The 2,044-nt window shown below is 67.2% G+C and carries 3 protein-coding genes; all 3 read left to right on the forward strand.

The window, feature by feature from the left end:
• Positions 1-485, forward strand: a 485-nt coding sequence (locus I71_RS27730; RefSeq protein ID WP_042701671.1) for a zinc-binding dehydrogenase, incomplete at its 5' end; no start/stop codon positions are given.
• Positions 486-587: 102 nt separating this feature from the next.
• Positions 588-1,787 carry a mandelate racemase/muconate lactonizing enzyme family protein gene (locus I71_RS27735; RefSeq protein ID WP_042701674.1) on the forward strand — a complete coding sequence of 400 codons (1,200 nt, stop codon included), beginning with the start codon at positions 588-590 and terminating at the stop codon, positions 1,785-1,787.
• Between the two features lie 17 nt (positions 1,788-1,804).
• On the forward strand, positions 1,805-2,044 hold a 240-nt coding region (locus I71_RS27740; protein ID WP_042701677.1), incomplete at its 3' end, for an SDR family NAD(P)-dependent oxidoreductase.

Genomic DNA, 2,044 nt, shown 5'->3' on the forward strand with positions numbered 1-2,044 from the left:
CCGTCGCTGCGCGCCGGGCGGGGGCCGAACACATCACCATCTCCGACCTGTCCGACAAGCCGCTGGAGATCGCCGCCCAAATCGGCGCCGATGACACCGTCAATGTGCTGGCCGACAGCGAAACCCCCAACCGCTGGCAGGCCGACCGCGGCTGCTTCGACGTCTGCTTCGAAGCGTCGGGCAGCGCCCGGGCGGTGGAGACCTGCGTGCTGAGCACCCGCCCCGGCGGCACCGTCGTCCAGGTCGGCATGCTGGCGCCCGGCCTCACCCCGATCCCGCTGAACCGGCTGCTCGCCAAGGAAGTGTCGTTCAAAACCTCCTTCCGCTTCCACGAGGAATTCGCCTGGGCGGTGTCGGCGCTCACCACCGGCGGCGTCGACCTGTCGCCGCTGGCCACGGCGCAGTTCCCGTTCGAGGCGGCGGCCGAGGCGTTCGCCGCGGCGCATGACCGCGACAGCAACATGAAGGTTCAGATCGTCTTCTGATCCGGCGGCGCCGTGCCATGGCACGGCGCATCCCCGCCTTCGGCAAACCGCCTCCGGTGGGCACCCCGGTCGGGCAGCCCACCCCTCCCTTGCGAGCGCTTCATGAAAATCACGCAGCTGGAAACACTGAGGACGGACGAGTTCTCCAACGTCGTCTGGGTCCGCGTCCACACAGATGCCGGCATCGTCGGCCTCGGCGAGACCTTCTACGGCGCCGGCGCGGTCGAGGCGCACATCCATGACGTGCTGGCCGCCCGCCTGCTCGGCAAGGCCCCGCTGCGCATCGAGGCCCATGCCCGCGAGCTGGTGAACCTGCCCATGGCGCAGTCCTCGACCGGCGCCGAATACCGCGCCGCATCGGCCATCGACCTCGCATTGTGGGACATTCTCGGGCAGGTCTGCGGCCAGCCAGTGCATCAGATGCTGGGCGGCCTCTGCCACGACCGGGTGCCGGTCTACAACACCTGCGCCGGCTACGGCTATGTGCGCTCCAACAAGATCAAGCCGGTCGATACCTGGAACCTGGGCTCCAGCGAGGGGCCGTACGAGGATCTGAAAGGCTTCATGACCGATGCCGGCCGGCTGGCGGAAAGCCTGCTGGAACAGGGCATCACCGGCATGAAGATCTGGCCGTTCGATCCGGCCGCCATCGCCAACGACGGCCGTTTCATCACCGCCGAGCAGATGAAACGCGCGGTCGAACCGTTCGAGAAGATCCGCAAGGCGGTCGGCGACCGCATGCAGATCATGGTCGAATTCCACTGCCTGTGGAACCTGCCGACCGTCAAGAAGATCGCCCGCGTGCTGGAGGACTACGATCCGACCTGGTACGAGGATCCGATCCGCATGAACTCGGTCAATGCGCTGACCGAGCTGGCCGCTTCGACCAGCGTGCCGATCTGCGCCTCGGAAACGCTGGGATCGCGCTTCCCCTACAAGGACATGCTGGAAGCCGGCGCCATCGGCGTGGTGATGACCGATCTGGTGTGGACCGGCGGACTGACCGAGGGCCGCAAGATCGCCTCGCTCGCCGACACCTACCATCGTCCCTACGCCCCGCACGACTGCACCGGTCCGGTCGCCTATGTCGCCGCCGTCCATTCGTCGCTGTCGAACCCGAACACGCTGATCCAGGAGTCGGTGCGGGCCTTCTACACCGGCTGGTACACCGAACTCGTCACCGAGGTGCCGCGCATCGTCGACGGCCATGTCCTGCCGATGGAAGGGCCGGGTCTCGGCACCGAACTGCTGCCGGCCGTCTTCGAGCGTCCCGATCTGCGCGTCCGCCGCACAAGCCTCTAACCGGAAGACTCACCATCATGACGACCATGTTCGATCTGAGCGGCAAGACCGCCCTCGTCACCGGATCGGCCCGCGGGCTGGGCAACGCCATCGCCGAAGGGCTGGCCGAGGCCGGTGCCGCGATCATCCTCAGCGACATCAACCCGAACACCCTCGCCGATGCCGCCGCCAGGGCGCGCGACAAGGGTTACACCGTCCATGAATCCGCCTTCGACGTGACGGATGAGGACGCCGTGGCGAAAGCCTTCGCCCAATTC

It is taken from the genome of Azospirillum sp. B506 (assembly GCF_000333595.1).
GTDB lineage: Bacteria > Pseudomonadota > Alphaproteobacteria > Azospirillales > Azospirillaceae > Azospirillum.